The 26,988-nt window shown below is 40.0% G+C and carries 23 protein-coding genes and 1 pseudogene; all 24 read left to right on the top strand.

Translation table 11 applies throughout. From position 1 onward, the window contains the following. Window positions 1-71 precede the first annotated feature (71 nt). The 24 genes and pseudogenes from ODU45_RS03410 (at window position 72) to ldcB (ending at window position 26,924) form a co-directional block, all read left to right on the top strand. Window positions 72-410: an ATP cone domain-containing protein gene (locus tag ODU45_RS03410; RefSeq protein ID WP_002935455.1), complete on the top strand. Its 339-nt coding sequence runs from the start codon at window positions 72-74 to the stop codon at window positions 408-410. 185 nt (window positions 411-595) lie between these two features. After that, window positions 596-1,963: a H2O-forming NADH oxidase gene (gene nox, locus ODU45_RS03405; protein ID WP_105159885.1), complete on the top strand. Its 1,368-nt coding sequence runs from the start codon at window positions 596-598 to the stop codon at window positions 1,961-1,963. A gap of 178 nt (window positions 1,964-2,141) precedes the next feature. Beyond that, window positions 2,142-4,421: a DNA helicase PcrA gene (gene pcrA, locus ODU45_RS03400; protein ID WP_398580772.1), complete on the top strand. Its 2,280-nt coding sequence runs from the start codon at window positions 2,142-2,144 to the stop codon at window positions 4,419-4,421. A 2-nt stretch (window positions 4,422-4,423) separates the two neighbouring features. Then, the gene (locus ODU45_RS03395; protein WP_105139610.1) at window positions 4,424-4,810 is read left to right on the top strand and encodes a hypothetical protein; all 387 of its coding nucleotides are present in this window, start codon (window positions 4,424-4,426) and stop codon (window positions 4,808-4,810) included. A gap of 378 nt (window positions 4,811-5,188) precedes the next feature. After that, on the top strand, window positions 5,189-5,746 hold the full coding sequence (locus ODU45_RS03390) for a class B sortase (protein WP_148115777.1): 558 nt from the start codon (window positions 5,189-5,191) through the stop codon (window positions 5,744-5,746). A 1-nt stretch (window position 5,747) separates the two neighbouring features. Continuing rightward, the gene (locus tag ODU45_RS03385; RefSeq protein WP_248021479.1) at window positions 5,748-6,347 is read left to right on the top strand and encodes a hypothetical protein; all 600 of its coding nucleotides are present in this window, start codon (window positions 5,748-5,750) and stop codon (window positions 6,345-6,347) included. Window positions 6,348-6,361: 14 nt separating this feature from the next. Further along, a complete protein-coding gene (locus tag ODU45_RS03380; protein ID WP_398580771.1) occupies window positions 6,362-15,706 on the top strand; it encodes a DNRLRE domain-containing protein in 9,345 nt (3,114 codons plus the stop codon). Continuing rightward, entirely contained in the window at window positions 15,706-16,233 is a 528-nt protein-coding gene (locus tag ODU45_RS03375) for a hypothetical protein (protein WP_136671612.1), read from the top strand. The genes ODU45_RS03380 and ODU45_RS03375 overlap by 1 nt, the downstream gene beginning before the upstream one ends. A gap of 191 nt (window positions 16,234-16,424) precedes the next feature. Further along, window positions 16,425-16,706: pseudogene (locus ODU45_RS03370) on the top strand (ribonuclease domain-containing protein); the annotation flags it as partial. Between the two features lies 1 nt (window position 16,707). Further along, window positions 16,708-17,094 (top strand): barstar family protein, encoded by a 387-nt coding sequence (locus ODU45_RS03365; RefSeq protein ID WP_044763556.1) that lies wholly within the window; start codon window positions 16,708-16,710, stop codon window positions 17,092-17,094. A gap of 266 nt (window positions 17,095-17,360) precedes the next feature. Continuing rightward, the gene (locus ODU45_RS03360) at window positions 17,361-17,870 is read left to right on the top strand and encodes a hypothetical protein (protein ID WP_136671613.1); all 510 of its coding nucleotides are present in this window, start codon (window positions 17,361-17,363) and stop codon (window positions 17,868-17,870) included. Continuing rightward, on the top strand, window positions 17,867-18,325 hold the full coding sequence (locus ODU45_RS03355) for an SMI1/KNR4 family protein (RefSeq protein WP_136671614.1): 459 nt from the start codon (window positions 17,867-17,869) through the stop codon (window positions 18,323-18,325). The genes ODU45_RS03360 and ODU45_RS03355 overlap by 4 nt, the downstream gene beginning before the upstream one ends. A 99-nt stretch (window positions 18,326-18,424) precedes the next feature. Then, complete coding sequence (locus ODU45_RS03350; protein ID WP_136671615.1) at window positions 18,425-18,682, top strand: hypothetical protein; 258 nt, start codon at window positions 18,425-18,427, stop codon at window positions 18,680-18,682. A gap of 5 nt (window positions 18,683-18,687) precedes the next feature. Beyond that, entirely contained in the window at window positions 18,688-19,155 is a 468-nt protein-coding gene (locus ODU45_RS03345) for a hypothetical protein (RefSeq protein WP_136671616.1), read from the top strand. Between the two features lie 368 nt (window positions 19,156-19,523). Further along, the gene (locus ODU45_RS03340) at window positions 19,524-19,892 is read left to right on the top strand and encodes a hypothetical protein (RefSeq protein WP_136671617.1); all 369 of its coding nucleotides are present in this window, start codon (window positions 19,524-19,526) and stop codon (window positions 19,890-19,892) included. 121 nt (window positions 19,893-20,013) lie between these two features. After that, a complete protein-coding gene (locus ODU45_RS03335) occupies window positions 20,014-20,637 on the top strand; it encodes a TipC family immunity protein (protein ID WP_398580770.1) in 624 nt (207 codons plus the stop codon). A 54-nt stretch (window positions 20,638-20,691) separates the two neighbouring features. Beyond that, complete coding sequence (locus ODU45_RS03330) at window positions 20,692-20,865, top strand: hypothetical protein (protein WP_153308791.1); 174 nt, start codon at window positions 20,692-20,694, stop codon at window positions 20,863-20,865. Next, window positions 20,862-21,452, top strand: a complete 591-nt coding sequence (locus ODU45_RS03325; protein WP_024414998.1) for a TipC family immunity protein — start codon at window positions 20,862-20,864, stop codon at window positions 21,450-21,452. The genes ODU45_RS03330 and ODU45_RS03325 overlap by 4 nt, the downstream gene beginning before the upstream one ends. 245 nt (window positions 21,453-21,697) lie before the next feature. After that, complete coding sequence (locus ODU45_RS03320; RefSeq protein ID WP_136671618.1) at window positions 21,698-22,201, top strand: hypothetical protein; 504 nt, start codon at window positions 21,698-21,700, stop codon at window positions 22,199-22,201. 312 nt (window positions 22,202-22,513) lie between these two features. Beyond that, a complete protein-coding gene (locus ODU45_RS03315; protein ID WP_398580769.1) occupies window positions 22,514-23,230 on the top strand; it encodes a TipC family immunity protein in 717 nt (238 codons plus the stop codon). Between the two features lie 348 nt (window positions 23,231-23,578). Then, the gene (locus tag ODU45_RS03310) at window positions 23,579-24,262 is read left to right on the top strand and encodes a YjjG family noncanonical pyrimidine nucleotidase (protein WP_398580768.1); all 684 of its coding nucleotides are present in this window, start codon (window positions 23,579-23,581) and stop codon (window positions 24,260-24,262) included. Between the two features lie 78 nt (window positions 24,263-24,340). After that, window positions 24,341-25,105: a CPBP family intramembrane glutamic endopeptidase gene (locus ODU45_RS03305; protein ID WP_105148504.1), complete on the top strand. Its 765-nt coding sequence runs from the start codon at window positions 24,341-24,343 to the stop codon at window positions 25,103-25,105. Window positions 25,106-25,450: 345 nt separating this feature from the next. Further along, complete coding sequence (locus ODU45_RS03300; RefSeq protein ID WP_024414993.1) at window positions 25,451-25,702, top strand: phage holin; 252 nt, start codon at window positions 25,451-25,453, stop codon at window positions 25,700-25,702. A gap of 466 nt (window positions 25,703-26,168) precedes the next feature. Continuing rightward, window positions 26,169-26,924 carry an LD-carboxypeptidase LdcB/DacB gene (gene ldcB / locus ODU45_RS03295; protein WP_398580783.1) on the top strand — a complete coding sequence of 252 codons (756 nt, stop codon included), beginning with the start codon at window positions 26,169-26,171 and terminating at the stop codon, window positions 26,922-26,924. Window positions 26,925-26,988: the final 64 nt, after the last annotated feature.

Genomic DNA, 26,988 nt, shown 5'->3' with positions numbered 1-26,988 from the left:
TTGACAAAATGCATAAAAACCTAGATAATGTAAGTATGAAAGGGTTTACTGAAAACCAGAAAGGAGCTTTTATGCAAGTCATTAAACGTAGTGGAGAGATTGTTGAATTTGACCCAGATAAAATCTACCAAGCCATCATTAAAGCTGCACAGACAGTTTATGTCATTGATGAAACTTGGCGGAAAAATCTTGCACAGGTCACAAAGAAAGTAGTGCTTGACTTGGAAGAAGCTCATACAGAGCGACCAACGATTAGCATGGTTCAGTCGCAAGTTGAACACCGTCTTTTAGATGCAGGGTATATTTCTATTGCTGAGCATTACATTTCCTATCGCTTGCAACGTGATTTGGAACGTAACGGCTATGGCGATAAGATTATTGTACATCTACGTTTTGAACAAGTACGTTAAGAGAAACCTAGAGAAATCTAGGTTTTTTGCTTTTATATATCTTTACATTGTTTAAAGAAAATAGCATTTCAAAAACTTTTTGAAAAAAATGTGATATTCTGAGCATATTTTTTGAAATCGGTAACATTTGTATTGTATAATATAGTTCGTAAAAAAATATATTTTCGAAAGTGAGATTTTACATTATGGCTAAAATCGTTGTTGTCGGTGCTAACCATGCTGGTACTGCCGCAATCAAAACTATGTTGACAAATTATGGTCAAGAAAACGAAATCGTTGTATTTGACCAAAACTCAAATATTTCATTCTTGGGTTGTGGTATGGCTTTGTGGATCGGTGAGCAAATTGGCGGTCCTGAAGGACTTTTCTACTCAAACAAAGAAGAGTTGGAGAGATTGGGCGCGACAGTATACATGGAATCACCTGTTACAAATATTGACTATGATGCCAAAACAGTTACAGCGCTTGTAAATGGTCAAGAACATGTTGAATCATTTGAAAAACTTCTTTTCGCAACTGGTTCACAACCTGTCTTGCCACCAATCAAAGGAGCTGAAATCAAAGAAGGTTCTCTTGAATTTGAAGCAACTCTTGAAAACTTGCAATTCGTTAAATTGTACCAAAACTCAGCAGATGTTATTGAAAAATTGAAAAACAAAGACATCAACCGCGTCGCAGTTGTTGGTGCTGGTTACATCGGTGTTGAGCTTGCGGAAGCATTCCAACGTAAAGGTAAAGAAGTAGTACTTATTGACGTTGTGGATACATGTTTGGCTGGGTACTATGACCGTGACTTGTCAGACCTTATGGCTAAAAACTTGGAAGAGCATGGTATCAAACTTGCCTTCGGCGAAACTGTTAAAGAGGTTGCTGGTAATGGTAAAGTTGAGAAAATCATCACTGACAAGAACGAATACGATGTTGATATGGTTATCTTAGCTGTTGGTTTCCGTCCAAACACTGCATTTGCAGGTGAAGGAATCGAGCGCTTCCGTAACGGTGCCTTCCTTGTAAACAAACGCCAAGAAACTTCAATCCCAGGTGTTTACGCTATCGGTGACTGTGCAACTATCTACGATAACGCTACTGGCGACACAAGCTACATCGCATTGGCTTCAAACGCAGTACGTACTGGTATCGTAGCAGCACACAACATCTGTGGCACTGATCTTGAAGGTATTGGTGTACAAGGTTCTAACGGTATCTCTATCTATGGTCTTAACCTTGTATCAACTGGTTTGACACTTGAAAAAGCTACTCGTCTTGGTTTGAACGCTGCTGTTACTGAAGTAACAGACAATCAAAAACCAGAATTCATGGAGCACGGCAATTTCCCTGTTACTATCAAGATTGTTTACGATAAAGATTCACGTCGTATCCTTGGTGCGCAAATGGCTGCTCGTGAAGACATCTCATTGGGTATCCACCTCTTCTCATTGGCAATCCAAGAGGGTGTAACAATCGAAAAATTGGCCTTGACAGACTTGTTCTTCTTGCCACACTTCAACAAACCATACAACTACATCACAGTAGCTGCCTTGGGTGCTGAATAATTAATTGAATGCAAAAGCTCAGAGATAACTCTGGGCTTTTTTGGTGCTTGCTACTAATGATCCTCCAAATTTGGAAATTCATCACTCAACGATTTGTTGATCTTTCTAATTTACCACCTGCCCTAAAAATGATTTTTTGGTATAATGGAGAGAATGATTTTTTAGAAAGTATGAGACAATGAACCCATTATTAAACGGAATGAATGACAGACAGGCAGAAGCGGTACAGACGACAGAAGGACCGCTTTTGATTATGGCAGGGGCTGGTTCGGGTAAGACGCGAGTTCTGACCCACCGAATCGCATATTTGATTGATGAAAAAATGGTCAATCCTTGGAATATCTTAGCCATTACCTTTACCAACAAAGCGGCGCGTGAGATGAAGGAGCGGGCCTACGCCCTCAATCCTGCTACGCAAGACTGTTTGATTGCTACCTTCCACTCCATGTGTGTGCGGATTTTGCGTCGGGATGCTGACCATATTGGTTACAATCGCAATTTTACGATTGTCAATCCAGGTGAGCAACGCAGTCTCATGAAACGGATTTTGAAAAATCTTAATTTAGACCCGAAAAAGTGGAGTGAACGCTCAATCTTGGGAACCATTTCCAATGCCAAAAACGACTTGATTGATGACAAGGCATTTGAAGCCCAGGCAGGCGACCTATACACGCAGATTGTTGCTAAATGCTACACGGCTTATCAAAAGGAACTAAGACAGTCAGAGGCCGTTGACTTTGATGACTTGATCATGTTGACGCTCCGCCTTTTTGACCAAAATCCAGAGGTCCTGACCTATTACCAGCAGAAATTCCAGTATATCCATGTCGATGAGTATCAGGATACCAACCATGCCCAGTACCAATTGGTCAAGCTCCTGGCATCACGTTTCAAGAATATCTGCGTGGTCGGAGATGCGGACCAGTCTATCTATGGTTGGCGTGGTGCGGATATGCAAAATATCCTGGACTTTGAAAAGGATTATCCAGAAAGCAAGGTTGTCCTTTTGGAGGAAAACTACCGCTCCACCAAGAATATCTTGCAGGCTGCCAATGAGGTCATCGAAAACAACCGCAATCGCCGTCCCAAAAAACTTTGGACCCAGAATGCCCAAGGGGATTTGATTACCTACTATCGTGCCATAGATGAGAATGACGAGGCGATTTTTGTCGCAGGGCAGATTGACCAGTTGCACCGAGAAGGCAAGCCTTATAAGGATTTTGCAGTTCTCTATCGGACCAATGCTCAATCCCGTACCATTGAAGAAGCCCTGCTCAAATCTAATATCCCTTATACCATGGTTGGGGGCACCAAGTTCTACAGCCGTAAGGAAATCCGAGATGTGATTTCTTATTTGAATATCATCGCAAATCCATCGGACAATATCTCCTATGAACGCATTATCAATGAGCCAAAACGTGGCGTTGGACCTGGGACGGTTGACAAACTCCGTGATTTTGCGACCAGCCACAGCATGTCCTTGCTAGAAGCTTCTCAGGATATTATGTTGTCGTCGATTAAAGGGAAGGCAGCACAGGCAGTCTTTGACCTAGCCAATCTCCTCTATAATCTTCGCAATCAATTAGACAACTTGACGGTTACACAAGTAGTCGAGGCAGTATTGAACCAAACAGGCTACATCGATGCCCTTGCAGCACAAAATACGCTGGAAGCTAATGCTCGCATTGAAAACATCCAGGAATTCCTTTCTGTTACCAAAAACTTTGATGAAAAGGATGCTGAGGAAGAAGAGACAGGTCTGGATCGGTTGACACGCTTCCTGCTTGATTTAGCACTGATTGCTGATACAGATGATGGCGATACAGAATCTTCAGAAGTGACTCTCATGACTCTCCATGCGGCCAAGGGGCTGGAATTTCCAGTCGTATTCCTGATTGGTATGGAGGAAAATGTCTTCCCACTCAGTCGTGCAGCAGAAGAAGAGGACGAATTGGAAGAAGAACGTCGTTTGGCTTACGTAGGCATCACCCGTGCTGAGCAGACTCTCTACCTGACCAATGCCAATTCTCGACTCCTTTTCGGTCGCACCAACTACAACCAACCAAGCCGCTTTATCCGAGAAATTTCCAGTGATCTGCTTGACTACCAAGGGCTCGCTCGTCCAGCTAATACTAGCTTCAAGGCTTCTTATGTCAATGGCAGAGCGACACAGTTTGGACAAGGCATGAGCTTGCAACAAGCCCTACAAAGCCGAAAAGCAGCTGTACAACCATCTGCCAAGCTCGGAGGCAGTATGCCTTTCGCATCAAGTAACAAATCGTCTGGCTCAGGCACCAACTGGTCAGTTGGTGACATCGCAGTCCACAAGAAATGGGGCCGCGGAACAGTCCTTGAAGTATCAGGCTCAGGCAGCAATCAAGAACTCAAAATCAATTTCCCAGAAATGGGACTTAAGAAAGTCTTGGCAAGCTTAGCACCGATTAGTAAGGAAGAGTAGGGATGAATCTTCAGGTACAATTTTTTCAAAATGATGTTATAAAAGCCATCAAGGGAGGAGTATATCAAATTTCACTTCAGAAAGTTGGTGGTGAACGGCGTGTCTTGTATATCGGTGAATCATTTTCTATGCTGATAAGATGTGCACAACATTTATATCAGTTAAGAAAATACCCAGAGTATTTAGGGATGACCACTGAAATCCTTCGTGATCAAAACCTTATCTTAATGTTTGAAATTCTAGAGCTTGAAGAAGCGATGGGAGTCAGAAGAAATAAAGAAAAGGAATACATTAAGAAGTGTACACCCTTGTTACAGAGTGGACTTAGTGATCGTATGCTATCCATTCCTAGGAAAAAAGAAGCGGTGGCTAATTTTCTGGAAATATAGATAGTGCTTAAAATACAATGCATTAAATGTGTTGTATTTTTTTATTTATAGTCTTCGAAAATCAAAATTATCCGTTGTCAACTTGCCTTGATGAACTCCAGTTCTATCTTCGGCTTCGTTTCCTAGGCTACTTTTGATTTTCATTGAGTATCATTTGTTACTTGGTGATACGTCTGTAGATTTGTAATTTTTTTCAAAAGAGTCACATTAACCGATAAACTTGTGGTAAAATATTATGGAAAAGGAGATATTGTGAAAAGATTTAGACAATTATTTGGACTAGGACTTCTTATAAGTACTGTGTTCCTATTCCTGTACGGGATAGGTGATTTGGAAAAGACTGAAGAACGACGCATACAGAGTAAAAATCTTGAACAAATGTTTCAAAAAAACTCAGATGCCTATGCTTGGATTCGGGTGGAAGGAACGAAAATTAACTACCCTGTTCTGCAACATCCGACAGATGACACCTACTATTTAACCCATGATGCAGAAGGAAATGAGACTCAGTATGGTGCTATTTTTACTGAAAAGGTAAATCAGACTAGTTTTGAGGATCCTGTGACGATTATCTATGGACATGCCATGCGTGATGATTCCATGTTTGGTAGCCTAGACTATTTAGCGGAGCTTTCTACATTTGAATCAATCCAGACAGTAACTATTACCAAAGACGGGAAAGACTTTCTGTACCAGATTGTTGCAGCATATTCCTTTACTGATGATCACCTGTATCACACCTTTGGACTAGGCGATACGAAGCAGGTGGAGTCATATGTCTCTCTGTTAGAAGCCAGGGCAAATGAATATGGTGGATTCTATCGCTCGTTTGACTTTGATGTTACTCGGGATAAGTTATTGATTTTATCTACTTGTGACGTGGCAGGAAATGAGAGACGGTTTGTAGTTCATGCCGTCAGAAAAGGAGGAAGCTAACATGGTTCTTTTTAAAGAGAATAGAAAATTTTTTGAGTTTGCGATTGGATATATTTTTGTGGGTATAGGGCAAAAATTGATGGGAGTCGGTCTATTGAAAACCTGGTCTGAAAATGCTCCGGTCCTTTTGTGGCTAGGGCTGGTAGGACTTTCCTTGTTTGGGATTGGATTATTTTTTATTGGAAAATTAGCCATTTGGTTTCTAAGGGAGTTCAATCAGGAGCAACGAGTAGCGAAAGTTGTTGGTCTAGCATTAGCAGTTAGCATGATTGGAGGCTTGCTGCTTGGAGGATTAGGGCAGCTAATCTATGATTACAGTTCATTTGGCTATCAAGAAGTAAAAAATGCCATCTGGCTAGTGACGAGCCTATTTCAGACATTTATCAAAGTAACGGTCATCTTTAACCTTTACTGCTTTTATAAAGATAGTAATTTTTCTTGGAAGAAGGAGAACTTCCGAAGAATAATTGCCATTGTCTTACTGGGAATTCTTATAGCAGTCAACATAGGATTGATATGGTCTGCCATATCAGACATCTTGTTGGGACTTACAGATATGATTGTTATTTTAGGGACAGTGTATTATTTACTTGAAAAATAATTAGGATGATATATATGAAAAAGAGAAGAAAAATTGTTAGTTGGCTGATGCTTTCGACTATTTTATTGGCCAATAGTCCCCTGGTCTATGCGCAGGAAATTCAAGAAATTGTTGAAACTTCGCAAAGTCAGGCTTATTATGAAGAAGCAGTGGAGGAAGCGCGTGAGACGACTGTCGGAGGTGATAATGCAAATACAACCAATGCATCAAACTCCGACCAGACGACCGCAGCAAGTGCCACTGATGGCGGAGATGCCATTCAGCAGCCTAAAATCACTGAAGAAGGGCAAAATGCAGAAGAGTCAGCTTTACGGGCGCAGTATGGAGAACCAGTTCTCGAAAGTGGTCAAGAACAACTTTACAAGGTAGACGAGACACGCTTTGTGACCTATATCGGTAGCCAGGCTAAGACCTATATTGACCACGAGGGGCGGGAAGTTCCGATTGACCTTGATCTGTATTCCTATCATGCAGATGGCACGCATTATTATCTACCGAAAGAATCTCCTGTTGATGTAGTGCTTCCCGCTAAGGTGACCGAGACTACGCCGATTGATGTTATCAGTCAGGAAGATAAAATATCGCTCTATCCTTTGGATAAAACCTACGAGCATGCGACTGTAGAGGACAATGCTATCCTTTATAATAACGTTGACGGTGCGACAGATGTCCAATACACAGTACAGTCAAACGGCGTTAAAGAAGAAATCGTTCTGAGTAAATGGGAAGAAAAGAACCGTTTTACTTACGTTTTAGAGGCAGGAAATTATGATGTAAGTCTTGAAACCAATCAAATCTTGGTTCGCCAAAAAGGTAAAAAAGAAATACTTTTTGTCTTAAATGCTCCTCTTATGGTGGATGCTGCAGGAGAAACCAGTCAAGATATAAAATTGGAACTGGCTGAAAAAGATGGACACTACCATATTACTGTCGTCGCAGGGAAAGAATGGTTGGCAGATAAAGCACGTCAATATCCTGTTCGTATCGACCCAACCATTACTGTCCCACGAGAAAATATACTAGATTCTGTAACGAGTTCGGTTCACGGTCAATATCAGGGATATGCTTATGGTTATATTGGATATATGACGGTCGAATCCATAGGAATGAAAAGATTCGCAGACGTTAAGGACATCGGTCGGAGTCGTATGTATTTTAAGGTCAACTATGACTTTAAGCAGAATATTCCTTCAGAAGCTAAAATTGATAGCGCAACACTCAATCTCTATGAGTACACTGCTCCTGGAAATCAAGGAACACAGTTTGCTGCCTATCGTTTAACAGAAGATTTTAATATCAACACGGTGACTTGGAATTCATCCGTCAATCTAGGTCGAGAAATTGCAGGTGAAAATGCCATTTCCGAGAAAAAGGTTGGGATGCACAACTTTGATATTCGTGATGCGGTCAACGGCTGGGTGCAAGGAATCTATCCAAACTATGGTTTAGTTGTCGCTGCAACAGATGAGGGAGCAGATGGCGGCGCCTTTTATACGACTGAAGCCACAGCCTCCAATGCTGGTCAAATTGGCTTTACTCCTGAAAAAGCGCCAAGTATTACGATTAATTGGTCCGTCCCAGATCCAGTAGATATCAATTATGCTATCGGTGATACGACTATCAATCTCCGGACAATGGTGAAGACAGATAAGTCTGGTAAACTCCAATTCCAAGGAGTTTTTGCGGATGGTCTGACTAGCCCTGCTGCACAGGTTGGCTACCAGCTCAGTGACCCTGCTAAGAATTATACTGGTCAGAGTACAGCCAGCTTTTCATACAAATACCCTGACACGGCTTCCTTTATTTCAGCATTTGAAAAAGGAACGACACAATACAAAGATAAATTGTCTAACTGGCAAACGCTCGTGCCGTTTACAGAGCCGGAATTAAATACGCTCTACACTATCGATGCGGAAAGCCAGAAAGATGGTCAAATGAGTGGGAAGAAGAGTAGTGACTCTTTCATCATTTACAAGGTAACTCAATATGATACTCTTCCTAAGATAGCCAGCTACTATGGCGTACCGCTAAAACAGATTGCCTTTGACAACCGGATTCAAGATATGCTTCTGGTTAAAAACAACACTCTCTTTATCCGCAATCCAAGTAAAAATGCGAACAAGCCTTATAACCCACCTGCTCTGACTGATAAGGTCAAAGCAGACGTGGATATGCTGTTGATGGGGCGTGGTTTACACTGTGAATTTGGTTTTGAACCGATAAATCTTAATACAGGTAATTTCTACTTAGAACGAACAGATGTATCTATCTCAGACCTAGGTGGAGACTTTGCGATTGTCCGCAATTATAACTCCAAAGCAGCAGGTATCAATAGTCTATTTGGTCGAGGATGGTCTTTTGCCTTCAACGAACAACTTTCACTTGATGACGAGGGCAATATTAACTATATCCGTACAGATGGTTCTATTTTGACCTTTATCAAAGAAGGTGATATCTATAAGGCGCCAGAGGGCTATGATCTAACCTTGACGGTAAAGGAAATAGAGACTAAAAAAGCTGATTTTGGGAATGGCGAAGAGGATTACGCTGTCAAGGAATACCACATTACCGATAGCAATCAGCAGGAAAAATTCTTCAATTTCCATGGGCTCTTGACCAGTCAGACAGATGAAAAAGGGAATAAAACTAGCCTTTCCTATAACGAACAGGCTCAACTGACTAAGATTACATCACCGACAGGTCTTGTATATGGTGTGACCCAAAATGATTCAGGCTATATCGGAGCGATCCAGTTACCGAACGGTTCGACATTAGCTTATGACTATGATGAAGCAGGAAATCTTATTTCTTACACGGACGCAGCAGGAGCTAAGACACGTTACGACTATGACGAACAAGGGCGGATGATAGCTTGGTATGATGCCAATGGGACCAAGATTATCGAGAATGTCTATGATGAACAGCATCGTGTCATCCAGCAGACCGACGGAACAGGAGCAGTCTCCACTCTTTCCTATAGTGATGGACAGACAGTAACGACAGATGCTAATGGTCAAGTGACGACTTATACCTATGACAAACATTATCGTACAACAGCCATTACTTATCCTGATGGAAGCAGTATTCGTAAGGCTTATGACGATAATAACCGCTTAGTGAGTGAGACCAATGAATTGGGTCAAACGACTAGCTACACTCACGATAGTCAGGGAAATATTCTCACGGAAACTCGTTTTGACGGAGCGGTCAAAACATCTACTTATGACCAAAACAACCATCTCCTTTCTGTAACAGATTTTGCAGGACAGACTACTAGCCATACTTATGATGCGAAAGGAAACCTTCTTTCTACAAGTTTGGCAGATGGTACTAGCATTACCCACACAGTTGATGAGCAAGGACGCATTCTTTCAACCACCGATGCTCTAGGAAACACAGTCCAGTTATCCTATGATGGGGCTAATTTGGTCAAAGTGACCAATGCAGCTGGTGGAGTGACCACTCTTACCTATAACGCTCATAATCAAGTCACCTCCATCACCAACCCTCGTGGTGGTGTGACAACGATGACCTACGATGCTGAAGGTCGTAAACTAAGTGAAAAAGATGCGGATGGTGTCGGTACAAGTCAGACATTTGACCCAGCAGGGCAAGTGATTGCAGTGACCGAAGGAAATGGGAATACTAGCAGTTTTACTTACGATGCCTTTGGACGCAAGATTGCGGCAAGTAATGGTGAAGGTGGTCAGTATAGCTACGAGTATGATGGTGTTGGGAACCTCCTTCGTTTGACAGATGCCGAAGGTCGTACGACGAGCTATAGTTATGATAGCAGAGGTCGTCTCCTGACAGAGACGGATGCTGCCGGACAAACGGTGCATTACAAACGTGACGCAATCGGTCGTGTCCTGGAACGGACCAATGAAGCTGGTCAGACAACATCATATACCTATGATGAGACAGTCAACCAAATCGCAAGCATTACAGATGCTTTAGGGCAGGTGACCAGCTATAGCTATGACAAGGCAGGGAATGTGACTCAAGTCACCTACCCAATTGGTACGAGTACGACCAGCACTTACGATGCTTTAGGTCGTCGTCTCAGCTACCAAGACCAAGCAGGCCGCACGGTTAGCTATACCTACGATGCGCTAGGAAATAAACTGACCGAAAGCCTGGATGAACGTACGACCAGCTATAGCTACGATGCACTTGGCAATGTGACCAAGGTCATCTATCCAGATAAGACGAGCGTTTCCTACCGATATGATAGCATGGGAAATGTTCTCGAACAGACAGATGCCAAGGGCATATCCACTCAGTATGACTATACTGCCGCTGGTCGTTTGAGCAGTACGACAAATGCTCTTGGTCAAATAACCACGATGACCTATGATGCGAACGGAAATCAAATCAGCTTGACCGATGCGGCAGGAAATACTGCCAGCACACGCTATACAGGGCAAAACCAAGTTGGTCAAGTCACCGATGCACTTGGTCATACAACTCACTTTAGCTACAACCAAATGGAGCAACTTCGTGAGGAAATTGATGCTCTAGGTGGAAAAACAAGCTATCAGTATAATGAACTTGGCTACCTGACCCAAGTGACCAATCCAAATGGTCATGCAACTCAGTTGAGCTATACCCCAACGGCTCAGGTTAAAGAAGTTATCCAGGCAGATGGTAGTAGTATTGTCAATGAATACGATGCTCTTGATCGCCTCATTAAGCAGACGCAGTCTAGCGGTCTCATTACTGAGTATAGCTATGATGCTGCCAATCGTCTGATAGCTGCGAAGGATAATCAATCTCTAAATGAAAGTTACACCTATGACGCAGCAGGCAATCGCCTGACGACAACCAACAGCCTTGGTCAGACCACAAGCATGACCTATGACAGCTACAATCAGTTGACCAAGGTCACTTATGCAGATGGAAGTAGTGAAAGCTACACCTATGATTTATCAGGTAATCTAGCGACTAAGACGGATGTAGAAGGACATGAGACTAGCTACCATTATGATGAAAATGGAAATTTACAGAAGAAGGTAGACCATCTTGGACGTGAAACCTGCTACAGTTATGACCAACTCAACCGTGTCGTGACAGAAACGGACCCTGAGGGGCATGAGACCAACTACGAGTACGATGTGCTGGGGAATGTCGCAAGTGTCACAGATGCCAACGGACACCAATCTACCTACGGATATGATGCTAATGAACGCCTGGTTCTATACAAAGATCCAAAGGGACAGGAAACCGTCCTGAAATACGACCCACTCGGTCGTTTACTGGAGACAGTGGCTCCTACAGGTGCCAGCCAGACCTACACCTACGACGCAGTGGGCAATCGTCTGTCTGAAACAACAGGCGAGGGAAATACCACTAGCTATACCTATGACAGTCTCAACCGTCTGCTTAGCCTAACCAAGCCAACTGGCGGTAAGACAAGCTATACCTATGACCAAACTGGTAGTCTCTCGACAGAGACAGACCCGAGTGGGGATGTGACAAGCTATGTCAATGACCTCTACGGTCGTGCGACTAGTCGAACTCTTCCAAATCAGGCGACTTTCAACTATAGTTATGATGCTCTTGGTCGTCTGGAGAAACAGACAGCGCCACAAGGCTTGTCCAAGACCTATACTTACGATGTAGCTGGTAATCTTATCAAGGAAGTAGACCAGTCGGATCGAGCGACTAGCTACACCTACGATGTTGCCGGTCGTCTCTTGGTGGAGAAGAATGCTCTGGATCTAGAAAAGACCTACGTCTACGATGAGATGGGCAATCTGACCAGCATCACCAGTCCGAGCGGTGCTAAGACCAGTCTGTTCTATACGAAGCTGGATCAGCTTAAAACGATCACCAGTCCGACAGGCCGTGAGACGGAGCTGAGCTATGATCCTGTGGGGCAAGTGACCAAGCGAGTCATCAATGGTAAGAGAGAGACAACCTATGCCTATGACCCGAATGGTAATCTCCTAGAGGAAGTCAATCCACTTGGTCAGGTGACCAAGCGGACCTACGACGCAGGCAATCGTCTGACAGCCGAGACCAATACCGCAGGTCAGACCAGCCTCTATAGCTATGACAAGGATAACCGCCTAACCAAGGTATCCAGTCCTACAGGCGCAAGTAGTAGCCTCACCTATGATAGCAATGGCAATCTAACCAGTGTTCTCTCAGGAAGCAAGCGCCTTTCTAGCTACACCTACGACCAAGAAGACCAACTGCTGACCGCAACCAAGGGAAGTGGAGATGAAGCATCAACCAGCAGCTACACCTATGATAGTGTGGACAATCTCACCTCCATCACCAATGGCAATGGTCAGGTGACGAAGTATAGCTATGACCAGCTAGGAAATGTCATCGAAAAGATGAATGCGCTGGGAGACAGCGAGACCTACACCTACGATGTCAACAACCAACTAGCCAAGATTACCAAGGCTGATGGTCAAACCATTAGCTATGACTACAACAAGCTGGACCAACTGCTGACCAAGAAGACTTCTACCGAGTCAGAAGGGCAGGTCCTCTACAGCTATGATGCGGATGGTCGTAGAGTGGCGATGAGTGACTTGACGGGTCAGACCCGCTACGCTTATAATGAAGAGGGTGAATTGACCGGTGTTCGTCAGGGTGATGGCAGTCTGATTACCTACACCTACGACGACTATGGCAATATCACCAAGATGGTCTATCCAGATGGTAGCGAGGTAGCCTATAGCTATGACGAGCTCGACCGCCTGACCAAGGTGACCGACCGTGACGGCAAGGCGACCACCTACGCCTATGATAAGGCTGGTGACATGACCAAGATTGAGCGTGGAGACGGCACGACAAGTGCTCTGACCTACGACGCAGCCCATCGTGTGACAGAGATTGTTCATCGTGACAAGAAAGGTAAGCTGATTTCCAGCTATGCCTACGAGTACGACGATGGCAACTACATCGCCAAGGAAACCATCACGCAAGATGGGGAAACTCTGGTCCAAACTTACACCTACGACAGTCTAGGGCAAATCGTCCAGATGACCGTTTCAAGTAAGGATGGCAAGGAACTAAGTCAGTTTAGCTACACCTACGACCATGCAGGAAACAAGCTGACCAGCACGGAGACGGTGGACGGTAAGGAAAGCAAGACAGAGTTTAGCTATGACGCCGAGAACCGCCTGCTTGAAATGAAGTCTGGCGACAAGACCATCACCTACACCTATGATAAGAATGGCAACCGCACATCATCTGGTGCTGGTGATGCCAAGCTGGACTATATCTATGACACGGAAAATCGTCTCTTGGCGGTCAAGGATAAGGAAGGTCTGCTTTTCGCTGCCCTCTATGATGGGGATGATAACCGTGTCTTCACTGCCAGCAGGACCCAAGCGACCAACACCTACCAGCTCTTCAAGCGCAAGCCAGCGGATAAGAAGCGCAAGTCTCCGTATACTGCACCAGATGGCGAAGCCAACAGTCTCTTCTGGTATGGCTTCACGCAGAATGTCGTCCAGTTCTTCTCGAGCTTCACGACTAGCGAGGGCTATGACTGGATCGAGACTTTCGATACCGTCTCAACTGCCTATCATCAGAAGGTAGCCAAGGACCGAGCAACGGAAGAAGGGCTTGTGGTCAATCCGCCGAGCGAGGACAATCTACCGGGTGAAGACGAGGTGCTCTACAGGAGTCAGGTGCAGGATGTCCTCATCCCTTACACGACCAAGGAAGACACCTACAACTATTACGAGACCCGAAACTATGTCAACGATGTTAATCAGCACCACACCCAAGTCCTGCAAACCTATGACGACCAGCTCCAGAAACCGGAGACCTATGTCTATGGCAATGGCAGAGCTACCTATACTAACGAGAGCACTGGCGACAGCTATCACTACCTGACCAGCCAGTCTGGCTCTGTGACAGGTCTGACTCAGAATGGACAGGCAGTCGCAAGTTCAAGCTATGCCCTTTACGGAGCAACCAAGCAGACTACAGATACCACAGGCAACCCATTTGCCTACAAAGGCGAAGCACGGGATGTGACAGGTCTGGACTACCTCCGTGCACGATACTACGATAGCCAAGCAGGCACCTTCCTGACGGCTGACAGCTATCCAGGTAGCCAAACAGACCCGCTCAGTCAAAACCTCTATGCCTATGTGCAGAACAACCCAGCCAACTACACCGACCCGAGTGGGCATATCCGCTCACCGCATGCCATGTTGGATGACCGATTTGGTGGCAAGGTCTATGATAGTCCAAGACCACTGATTAACACAGATGATGGCACGCTTTACGCACCGAGCACACCTCAACACAAAGCCCATCAAATCCGTCAGAAACAAACAGGAAACTACTCATACGTCTATACACCGAAGGTGTACAGCAATACCCCAATCATCAAACCAACCAGTTATGAGCAGGCGCAGGCACAACGTGACCGAGCAAGAGAGCAAGTACGCGTCGAACAACGTCGCCAGCAAAACATCAGAAATGAGTATAGCAGGGCTACAGGTTCCAAAGGGAAGGCTAAGTTGAGGGAGGTCCAGAATCTCATTAAGAACTGGGGCAAGGCGCTGGAGGAAACTCTTAAACACGTATGTAATCCTCAGACTACGAAAGGTAAGGACTCAGGTACCCGAAACAAGCCAAATATCAGCGTTGCGGATTTCCGCAAGATTGAAGAAGCCAATAAGTATGGATTGACAGTGGCTCAAAAAGAGCGCATTGATAAAATGACACTGGATCAGTATCTTCAATCTCCGCAAATGACAGCGGAAGAAATACTATATGCTCGTCAGGTTAAATTTGCTTCCTATACAGAAGCAAGAAAAGACGTATTCCCAACGTTTGTTGCAGAGTTAAGCGGATGGAATAACATTCAGCGTCTGAAAGATGGGGTTGATCCGACAACAGGTGAACAAGCGAATCGCTGGTTTGCAGCAGGAGAACTCTCTCTGGATTTAGCAAGTAATCTACTACCAGTTTTGAAAGCTGGAAAAATTACCAAATTAGGTAAGATTCTAGATGCAACTGATGATATAGTTGATACGTTTGATTATGTTAGTGATGTTGCAAAAACTACAGATAAGTTGGATGATGTTGAGGATGTTGGTGATGTTGCTAAAACACTCACGGCAGACGATATCATTTTTAGTGATAAATTTTCGAAGAGTAATTATTCTAGTCAAGTTTTAGACAGAGGCTGGAATAATCAAAAAATCGCAGACACTATTAATAATCCCGTTAAAACGACCTCTGGATATAACAAATATACTAATAGTAGTGTAACTAACTATTATATTGATGAAATACATTATGTTGCAGTCGACGATAGCACAAAGAAGGTTATTCAAATTTCGGACTTAAATAATCCTAACTGGAAAGGACCTAGATAATGATTGAAAAACCAAAAGGTAGAATCAATGAGATTGTATATTTCCATACAACTGATAGTGAATCCCAAAATAGAATCTATCCGAATCTTATACAATTATTTATATTGTTAGATGAGATTTTAAAAGCGGATGAGACGACTTCTTCGCTTCATGTTACACCATTTTATGTAAATGACATGTTAAATTTTCAAGAGGAATTTGATATTGCACATCTTTATATAGAGACCAAAGAAAATGTAACATTAATTGAAAAAGAAGAGTTTGCAAAAAAAAACATGTTTTGGCTGACACCCGAATCTGATTATAAAATACTAGATAAATACATTAATTTAGATGATATGAAACAGATGTATTTTTTGGTAGAAAAAGCAGATATTTTGGATTTTAAAAAAAGTATTCATGCTTATATGTCCTTTTTAATGCAAAGAGGTATACCACAAATGATGGCGTGGCTATACGATATGTACGACTTTGATAAGGAATCAATACCCTATGGCTATTTTTGTTTTGAAGTATTATCACATTAGTAGATGGAGTATTCAGTTATAGGAGAGGACTGTGGCTATACGAAATCATCTAGACTTTTCTAGGTGATTTCTTTTTGGTGTGGTAGAATAAATGTGTAGACCTTTGAGAACGGAATATCAGATGGAAACTGTCTAGATAGCTCTGCTATTTTCTAAAAAAATAAAAGACCTAATCTCTAAGCGAGCTTCCACAGAATGTACAGGATGCCTATAAGGGCTATGATGGGGTTAGCTGGCAAGGGAATTATAAAGGGCAAACCCCAAAAACGGCAGCAGGGAAGAAGTTTGATAATCTTCAGTCATATCTACCTAAAGTTGATTCTTCTGGTAATAAGATATCTTATAAGGAATATGATGTAAATAATTATATCGCAGATGTAGGTAAACGTGACAACCAGAGGTTTGTTAGAGGTAGCGATGGCAGTGTATATTATACGTGGAATCATTATGATAGTTTTGTAAAGGTGGAGTAATATGGATACGTTAAAAATAATTAGTAAAAATGAGCAAGATGAACTCATTTCCACTATTCCAAAAGAGGCAAAAATAGTCTATTTAGATGGAAAAGTATTACAAGAAAAAGAAAATTCAATCAATTGTATTTGTGAAGCTTTCTTAATTGATAGAAATATCAGTAATTGGGACGCTCTTAATGATGTTTTAGGCGATTCTGATTGCATAACTAATGATGTGATTTATGTATTTTTGAACAATTATCAATTGATGTTCTCTGATAGTCCAGAATTTAGAAATATTGTATTGTCTATTCTTTCAAATAACGTCGAATGGTGGTCAGGAGATGTTGAAAAATATGTTGTTGATGGTAAGAAGAAATTATTTAATGTCTATTTAGTTGATTGACTTACTTTCTTTCTTGGAGTTTGTGACTATGATTATATGTCCTTTTTAATGCAAATAGGTATACCACAAATAATGGAGTGGTTATACGAAATCATCTAGACTTTTCTAGGTGATTTCTTTTTGGTATGGTAGAATAAATGTGTAGATCTTTGAGAACAGAATATCAGATGGAACCTGTCTAGATAGCTCTGCTATTTTTCAAAAAAAGCACAACCTCTACACTTATTTGCAGAACAATCCAGCCAACTACACCGAGTCTGAGCTCCATGTATACACACGTATGTAAGACAGCCAAACGATGGGTTGATTCAGGTGTCAAATTCCTTAAAAATGTGGATTGGAAGAAGGTCGGAGTTACCGTTGGTGCTATTGGAGTTGGTATTGCACTTACGGTAGCGACGGGAGGTCTCGGAGCACCAGCCGCTATGGCCATCGGTGGAGCGGCTACAGGCGCTATCATTTCAGGCTACGATGGCTATACTTCTGGTAAGCGTGGCTGGGAATTAGTAGGCGCTATTGGTCAGGGAGTTGGAGTTGGTGCCCTGACAGGATTTGTCGGTGGACATCTAATGGGCGCTGGAGCTGGCATCGCAACAAGTGCAACGCAAAATATCCGCAATCAAGCAGTTCGCCATGTTGTGAAAGCTGGTATTGAAGCAGGCGTTGAGACTGCGGTTGATACAGGTCTTGACTTAGCGACAGGTAACGCCGTTACAGGTCAAACTGTAGCCATGAATTTTGGTTATAACCTCATCTTAGAGAGGGAAAGAAAATGACTAATTATGAGAAAGCAAAATTATTGATACTTGAGAATATAGATATGATGGATTATTTTGGTAATTGTCCTAATTATATTATAGATTTAGCAGAAGAAACGTTAGGGATAAAATATCCAAGGGATTATCGTGATTTTGTTTATAATTTTGGAGCTGGTAATTTTGGAACTTCGGAAATTTATGGTGTTTTTAGAGAGGATTTTTTAAACTCGGGTGTACCTGATTCAGTTTGGCTAACACTTTTAGAAAGAAAAGAGACGAAGCTTCCTGAGTACTTAGTAATAATTTATGCATTAGGGAATGGAGAACTATTTTGCTTCGATTACAGCAAGTTGAATTCTAATGGTGAACCCACAATTGTATCGTTTACCTCTAATAGTAACGACTATGATGTAGTATATGATAGTTTTGGCGATTTTCTTTTAGATGTTGTTACTAGGGAATTAGCGATGTGATGATAAGGTTGTAAATATGAGTATAACAGATTTAGATCAAATTGACGGGGCAGGTTTGGATAAGGGAAATGTGAACCGATTAAATTTAATAACTTAGATATGACGCAGACTGTTAAGAATCATGCTTACGATATTGCAACTAAAGGTAAATATAATCGACCTTATATTGATTCAAATGGAACTGGTCTGTTGATTCAGGAGATTATTAATAGTGGGATTCCTACAAAAGATAAGTATTTACCAAATGGTTGGCGGTGGGATGTACCAGGGTCATTTAATGGAAGAAGTGAAGGAATTTTTGAATTAGTTATTGATTTAGATCAAAATAGAATTACTCATTTCAATTTTACGAGGTAATTATAATGTTTAAATTTATTGCTACAAATGAATTAGATGGACAGAGATTGATATATAGAAAGTCAGAGTACAGTATAGATACAATCCCTGTAAGGAATTCGGATATATGTATATTAATCGATTACTTACAGATTGGTTTCGACTCTGTCAGTAACGCTTGTACTCAGATATTTGGTTTTTTTCCTCAGTTCCAGTTTAGTGAAAGAAGAGAATTTTCCATACCTAATGCTCAAAAAGGAGTTTTGTTACTGAATTCAGAAAAGTACGGACTGGAAGCGGGAGATAGTCTCTGTTTGAAGCAGACGGGAGACTGGATATCAGTCTATTCGGATAAAACAAAATATATCTATTTTGGTAAACCCCAATTATCTTTTAATGTATCATATATAAAATTTTTCCCATGTTGTATTGCAGCTATTAATGACGCAGGAGAATTAGAAGGTTTATGGATGTTAATTGACATTGAGGAGTAGTAATCCGTACTTCCACATTGTGGAGAAAGTTAAAGCGGCTAAGATAATATATCAAAAAAGTTCACGAAATCATCTAGACTTTTCTAGGTGATTTCTTTTTGGTGTGATAGAATAAATATGTAGCTCTTTGAGGACAGAATATCAGGTAGAAACTGTCTAGATAGCTCTGCTATTTTCGCAAAAGCTAAAAACTCTTAAACACGTATGTAATCCTCAGACTACGAAAGGTAAGGACTCAGGTACCCGAAACAAGCCAAATATCAGCGTTGCGGATGTCCACAAGATTGAAGAAGCCAATAAGTATGGATTGACAGTGATTGAAAAGGCGAAGATAGAATATTACGCCAGTAGAGTAAGGAGGATTCGAAGTGAGTGAAATAATAGAAATTTTAGAACTTTCAGATCTTGACGAGTATTTTATAAAGGTGAGAGTTAATGGATTAATATTAGATGCAATGATTAGTAGTGCACCCTATGTAATTGAGGTCGGAAAAAAATACAGAGGGAACTTTAGTTATACTAATTTTAATAATTATGAAACTGAACAATCAGAATCAAGCTGTAAACAACTTTTACATATGAAAAATTACAGTTACAAAGCTAACGGACTATTAGTTAGTGATGGTCATGCTGATGTGGGTATACATATAACAAGTGAAGTTTTAGAAGATACTCCCGACCTTATTGGTCAATATGTAGCGTTTGTAATTGATAGATTGGAATTAAGTTTTGATTAGGAAGAGCTTCGTAATTTCATTTATCATATGTTCAGTTTCTCAAAGACAAAAGATTGCAGTAAATTAAATAAACAGTTGAGGAGAAAATATACATTAATCAACCATAATGAGGTCATTATATATGAATAAAAAAATGATTTATGCTCTATCTATAGCAGTATTCGCAATCATACTATTGCCGCTCTTTTTAATGTTTTCAAAGCCTCGATATAGCAATGTTTTTGAAGAAATTTATCAAGACGAGTATCATCATGCTACAAATTCTTTTTTACATACGAATTCTACTTTAAATAAGCTTCCAGATATGGAAGAAAATAAATCAAGTGGTTTATTTTACGGTTATATTTCAGAACAGTATCGCTCAGAAGTTTTACCTTTAGGGGTTGAGAATATTTCATACAGCTTTAACTTCCCGGATGATAAATCAGAGGGGGGCGACATGTCCATAAACTTTCGTTTCATGCATAGCAATGGAGAAATTATAGACATATACTATGTGTATAAATATAATTCTGATAAATTGGTACAGTCTATAGAGATTATTAGCGAAAAAAGGTTAACAGAGTACAAGCAGATTATGGAGTATGTGCAAGAGAAAAAAATTAGTCTTTCTCCATACATTAGAAGAAGCGAAGAATTGTTACGGAATAAGATTATTCCTGACTGGCTTCGAGTCTATCCTAGTCGTTTCTCTAAGAATAATTGGGGAAATATAGAGATTGTTGCTGAAAATATATCGGATTAGTAGAATTTAAACTTTTGCTAATATTTCAGTTTCTGACTAGCAGGAATATACTATATGTTAAATAATTCAGGAATTACTAGGGAGAAAGTATTTGATATATCCGTGGGTATTGATTATGTAAAAAAAGAGATATATAGCGCTGAAAAAGTTACTAATATGAATCAGTTAAAAGGCAAGAATTCTGTAGCTTATGATTTCATATTGAAATTAGAGGAGGGAGCGAAATGATAAAACGTACAATTAAAGCCTTAGTCCTTGTTCTAGGTGTCGTTGTAGTTTATCTAACCTATAGTTACCATCAATTACATAATCCAATAGATGAAATTATTTATTCAGAGATGACAAGTATAAAAGTTATTCCGATAAAATCGTATAATCAGCTTATAAAAAGTGATACCAGTTATGATTTTTCTGATAATACAGGATTTGTGACTCTACACTATAATTTGCGCGAGTTACTCAAACCAGAAGAAACAGTAACAGTGTATATGGACGATACAAAAGGTTTCATTTTCTCGTACCAGCATGACTTCAAAAATGGTAGGAAATTACAGATAAATTATATATATGATGGCGTTGAGAATGTCACACAGTCTATTGTTGCAATTGAGAATGACGGTAGCGAAAAAAAGACTCGAGAAGAGATATTAGACTTGTTGAGAGATGATGACCTTGATAGTACATGGCTTATTAGACAATCAACCTATGTCTGGGAGACATTGTTGCTGTCGGTCTGGTTTGAAAAAGGTAGCCACCGATATTCCTTTGATAACATAGGGAATATTCAGATTGTCAAATCAAATATCCTTGGGTGAGGAAACCCTAGTTTGTCGTTTTAGCTACGATACCATCGCTCTGTCAAATATCTCTATACTCATGTAACGATTTACCTTGAGTTCTTTGAAGTGTTGAAGAAATATCAGTAAGGCAGATAAAATTTTCCTATTTGTAAAAGGGGAACAATCTCTGAAATCATCTAGACTCTTCTAGGTGATTTCTTTTTGGTGTGGTAGAATAAATGTGTAAATCTTTGATAACAAAATATCAGGTGGAAACTGTAATGAATTTAATAAAAAATAAGAAGAACTACTTTCTGTGTGCTCTTGCAATCTTTCTAGTACTATTTATTACTATTACTTGCTCAAGAGTTTTTTCAAACAATGTGTATTATTTAGATGCTGAAGGGAGAATTGAATTAAATATTAAGGGAAACTATGATAATCTTGATGCATATATGACGTTTGAGATTGCTAGTGAGTCGAAAAATGGAAAGATACGACTATCAGGTAGAAATATTTTGGCAGATATAGACTCCCACATTATTTATAATATTGAAAAACAGCAAATTGAAAAATGGATAGATACAGATAACGACGGGGTATCAGAATTGACTATTTTACCAAATGATACTTCACAAAGTATATATATAGATTCAAAAGGACTTGTTATAAAGCTACCAAATCAATATCGTTTTTCAATAAATTCTCCTAAAGATTTTTCAATTGTAGTTGAGAATATATCAAATACTTCAGTATCGTTTTCTAAAAATGTAAAATATAACTAGTAGGTTAGGTTGTTGCGGACACCTACGATGCCTTCCTGTTTTACAATATACAATAATTATCTTACAGATTAAGTACTTATTAGCTTATGCTAAAGTATTGATGAGGGGCAGTCGGATTAGTTTTAACATTTGAAATGCTATCAATAATTTTATCGACTTGAAATCATCTAGACTTTTCTAGGTGATTTCTTTTTGATGTGGTAGAATAAATGTGTAAATCTTTGATAACAAAATATCAGGTGGAAACTGTCAAGTCGCTCATCAATTTATTCAAGATTTGAGCCAATGATGTGGGATGATGTGGAGATATATATGAATCATAAATTTTCAAAATATTTTTTTATAATTGTCACGAGCTCATTTCTGATTTTTAAAGTTTTTAATTACTATAGTCAAAAGACAAAATATAATTCCTTAGAGAGTGTATTCTTAGAGATGAACTATGCCGAGGTATATAGTGGGTCCTTGAAAGGCTTACCAGATTTGAGTACTGTTTTAGGAAGTTCGCAATCATTTAGAGAACCGGATCAAATAATTGGACTAGGGATAGACGGGGACTTATTTGATAATGAAAGTTTACAAGTAATTGTTGGTATAAATGAAACATTTATTGTTGAATACCGGCGATTAATATCAGAAAATGTTTACCTATACATTTGTTATAACTATAGAGAACGTAAACTAAAGGAGACTATTGAAATTTCCAATTCAGATGATTCATTGGCGTGGGCAGAATCAGGTTATTGGATAGATAAAAAAAGAGGTGAAACGGTCAATTTGCAAGAATATTTGGAGAGTACCTATTGGTTTTCTTCCTCCAAAGGCCTCCCTTCTTTGCAATTAACTGAAAAAGAAGAAGTATTAAATTATTTGAAAACGTATGGTATAGATGCTGCTTGGTTAAGGGAAAAATCATCCTACGTTTTGAATGATGTCGTTCTCAAGACTTGGTTTGAAAAGGGGACTCAACGCTATTCGTTTGACAATCTTGGGGATGTTAAAATTATAGAATCAAGTGTATTAAAATAAATTATAAACTTGTATATTATAGCTTATTGATCAATGAAAATGAGGAAATGGGTGTATCCAGGGCTGATGATACTCAATAAAAATCAAAAGTAGCCTAGGAAACGAAGCCGATGATAGAACTCTGTTGCTTTCTTATTTCAAGGCAACAGGCTAAAAAGCTCCACAGGAGCTTTTCACTCATCGAGGCAAGTTGACAACGGATAATTTTGATTTTTAAAGAGTATGAAATCTAAAAAACAGTATAATAGAGCCGAGGTCACAGAGCTATTTTTTTAGAAACTGTGGTATACTTTAGACATACTGCCTGACATCGCTTCAGTAATTTCTGCTTAGAAAGGACTTATCATCTTGCAATACAAACACTTACTCTTTGATCTTGACCATACTCTTCTTGATTTTAGTCGTGGAGAAGAAGTAGCCTTAACCCAGTTTTTGATAGCTATGGAGGTTGAAGATATTCAAGCCTTTAAAGAAGTCTATCGACCGCTCAACCAGGGCATGTGGAAGGATTTGGAAAAAGGGAACATTACAAAGAAAGAGCTGATCAATACCCGCTTTTCACGGACCTTTGCCCACTTTGGTCGGCAGGTTGATGGAAGGGAGATGGCTTTGCGCTATCAAGAATTTATTGGGCGGCAGGGACAAATTTTTACAGGTGCAGATAAGCTTTTGCAGGAATTGACACACCGAGGCTACCAGATTTATGCGGCGACCAACGGCGTGACCTATATACAGGAAAATCGCTTGCTTCACTCACCGATTCAATCGTATTTCAAAGAAGTATTTATTTCTGAGCAGATGGAGACGCAAAAGCCTGCGGCTGATTTTTATGAAAAAATAGCAGAGCAGATTTCAGGTTTTCAGTTTGATCAAGCCTTAATGATTGGAGACAGTTTGACAGCAGATATTCAAGGCGGCAATAATGCTGGCATGGATACTGTTTGGTACAATCCGACTCATATGATAAACAACAGTAAAGCAGTTCCAACCTATACCATTCATAGCTATCAAGAATTATTAGATTTGTTATAAGATATTTTAAGAAATTTATAAGGATTTTAGTATATAATTGTACAGAAAGAATATGTACCAAAATATAAGGAGGAAAAGGTGAAAAGATTATTGAGACGCATTCGTCCAACCAAGCCCCTAAAAGAACTCACTTGGATAGATTTGTTTATTATCACAACGATTTTATGTGGTAATGCTATTTATACCTCAACCATGCAATGGATAGCATCATTTTCTGCAACAGAAGTAGTGGAAACAGGAGTCCAATCCTTTACTGCAGCAGACAATTGGTGGGCTCTAGCCAATCAAGGAAAGCTATTCTTGTTTGCCCTGGTGTATTTATTGATTCGGAATTATGATTTCAAGCAGCTAAAAGTAAAATTAGAGTGGACAGTTTTGCTCTGGGGACCACTGATTTTCATCGGTGCTGGTCTGATTAGCGATTTGGCATTTACAGCTTTTTCATATATTCCAGGTCTGTCTGGTGGGTATAATTTTCTCGGATACTTGCCTTACTATGACTGGAATATCATGACAGTGCTCAACCGTTTCCTAGCGGTTGATTACAGTACAGTTATCTATTCCTTGTTTAATGGCTTCTATGAAGAGTTCTTTTTCTTAGGCTTATTGTTGAGTACAGATAAGAAAAAGCGTTCGCTGGTCTTACTCTTTTCAACAATTGTCCGTATATCTTTCCATACCTATCAAGGAATGGTATCTGCTCTTGTTATTGGTGTAGCCTTCGGTCTTTTCTATTACTACATGTATACAAGGAAAAATGATAATTTATTGCCATATTTCTTAGGACATGCTCTTGCGGATATGGTTGGTACAAGTTTCTTCTCATTGTTTATTGCAGGGTAAACAATGCAGAGAACGGACATTAAGCTAATCGAATAAAATTTCTTTCTCTCTACAGCTGACAAACGGATGATGATATGTAGTTTCTATCAACTCGGTATCATCACCCGTTTTATTGTGCTGATATACTTAATCTGTTCATACTCTTCGAAAATCAAAATTATCCGTTGTCAACTTGCCTTGATGAACTCCAGTTCTATCTTCGGCTTCGTTTCCTAGGTTACTTTTGATTTTCATTGAGTATTAGTCAAATTTCGATTGCTTTATCATATTTTTATTCTATATTTTTTGAATTAATGATTTATTTATGGTAAAATGTATTTTTATACATCAAAAAGGAGTATAGATATGAAACAAATAAAGAATCGTTTGAAAAAACATATGTTTTGGATTGGACTAATTTCGTTGGTATTGATGCTCGTTGATAATGTCCTGGTTTGTTATTTCAATATTGAATGTAGTCGTACTTTAAACCAAATCGAGCAGACTATTTGTATTATCCTCAGTATTCTTGTATTTTTAGGAGTGCTAAATAATAAACCGGATGTGAAGGTAGAAGACATCATAAAAAACGGTATGTCATCTAAAAATCAAAAATAATGTTTGGTAGGGACTATTGCTGAGGTATCTCAGCTGTACTTACAGTTCATACTCTTCGAAAATCAAAATCAGACGTTGTTGACTTGATTTGATGAACTTCAGTTCTATCTGCATCTGCGTCGCCTAGTCTGATTTTGATTTTCATTGAGTATCAGTATCTCTAGCTAATACTGATTTTTCAAAATACAGTCAGTATTTCCTCAAAAACTATTTGTATATAAATCACTTTACTTGTGAATACAGGTATTTAACATCATATATGTCCACCAGTCGAAAGGCCGGTGTTTCTTTTTATGACATGTATGTTATCATTTTTGCAATAGTGGTAAATGTGCATTCTTGTAAAGAAAACAAATCTAGAGAAGTTCAACGTGCATTAAAATATTAATGGTTAAAATCATAAGCCACCATTAGACGGGGTCTTATGATTGTGCTACAATAGACATAATTATAAGAGAACGGAGTGATAATAATGAAACGTACTATTCTGTTATGCTTGCCGGCTATGTTTTTACTAGCAGCATGTCATCAAAAGACGGAACAGACCAATACTACAAAAAATTCGTCAATGGTTGTTTCGACTACTTCAAGTCAGTCTGCTTCAACATCTTCGGAGCAGTCAACAAGCAGCTCTACATCAGCGGAAACGAATCAAGAAGTAACAAACACAAAGACTCAGGTAAATTTTAACGGTTCCTATTATAGTGTACAAGGAAAATATGGCGAAGTGATTATCGCCAATAAGAAGCATCCGCTTGCAGCTGATTATGCACCGGGCGAAAATCCTGAAGCCTTAGCAGCTTTTCAACGTTTAATAGCAGATATGCAGGCGCTAGGATTTGGTATCTCCAATAACTACAGTGGATTTCGTTCCTATGAAACTCAGGCAAACCTCTACCAGTCTTATGTAAATCAGGAAGGACAAGCAGCGGCAGATAGGTATTCTGCAAGAGCTGGATATAGTGAACATCAGACAGGATTAGCCTTTGATTTATTGGATACAAGTGGTAATTTATTAGAAGAGCCCAATGCTTCTCAGTGGTTGGCTACGAATGCGCATCTATATGGCTTTATTGTCCGCTATCTTCCGGGAAAAGAGTCTAGCACAGGCTATATGGCAGAATCCTGGCATGTGCGATATATTGGTCAAGAAGCGACAGATATTTACAATTCAGGCTTGACCTTGGAAGAATATTTTGGTGTACCAGGTGGAGACTACTAATTTTACATTTGGTCAGAAATAAGTCGAAAAATTTGTCCGTATAACTAACTCGTGATATAATAAA

This window comes from Streptococcus sp. 2022WUSS135 (assembly GCF_044427045.1).
In the GTDB taxonomy this organism is placed as follows: Bacteria; Bacillota; Bacilli; order Lactobacillales; family Streptococcaceae; genus Streptococcus; species Streptococcus hashimotonensis.
This window is presented reverse-complemented; position numbering and strand designations above follow the sequence as displayed.